Genomic DNA, 793 nt, shown 5'->3' with positions numbered 1-793 from the left:
AATAGCTACCTGCTATTTAAAAGGCGTGTCCACACGCAGGATGAACGATCTCGTCGCCAGTTTGGGAATTAATAATCTTTCAAAGTCGCAGGTATCTGACATGGCTAAAGACCTGGACGAGATGGTCGAAGACTTCCGTACCCGACCACTCGATACCGGTCCATACCTGTATATTGCCTGTGATGCATTGACCATGAAAGTCCGCGAAGGAGGACGCGTGGTCAAAGCTTCCGTCCTCGTGGCTACCGGGGTTAATGCCGAAGGCTATCGTGAGCTATTGGGCATGCAGGTTGCTACATCTGAGTCTGTGGCGTCGTGGACTGGGTTCTTTAGGGATCTTAAAGCTCGCGGACTTAATGAGGTCTATCTTGTCACCAGTGACGCGCATCTAGGAATCCAGCATGCGATTAGTGACGTGTTGCCGAATGCGTCCTGGCAGCGGTGTCGAACGCACTTTTCTAAAAACCTGTCTTCGATGGTTGCCAAGACCCAGTGGCCAACCCTATCGGCGATGTTTCATACGATATTCCAGCAACCAGACTCGGAATCGGTGTGGTCCCAAGCACGTGAGGTCGTAGCGTTTTGTGAAGATAAATTCCCCCACGTTGCCAGCTACCTGGAAGAAGCCCTCGACGAGCTCTTAGCTTTTACCAACGCCCCGAAATCCGTCTGGAAGAAAGTCTGGTCGAATAACCCTACTGAACGGCTCAATCGTGAAATCCGCAGACGTACGGATGTTGTAGGCATCTTCCCCAATCGTGACGCTGTCGTGCGCCTTGTTGGTGCTGTCCTA

Annotated in this window: 1 protein-coding gene; it reads left to right on the top strand. The window is 51.7% G+C overall.

Annotated elements, in window-relative coordinates:
* The coding region (locus ABRP95_RS12040; RefSeq protein ID WP_349839492.1) for an IS256 family transposase at nucleotides 1-793 on the top strand (793 nt) is incomplete at both ends.

Source organism: Corynebacterium sp. KPL2895 (assembly GCF_040225815.1).
In the GTDB taxonomy this organism is placed as follows: domain Bacteria; phylum Actinomycetota; class Actinomycetes; order Mycobacteriales; family Mycobacteriaceae; genus Corynebacterium; species Corynebacterium rhinophilum.
Note: the sequence above shows the minus strand (reverse complement) of the source record. Positions and strands in the feature narration are given on the sequence as shown.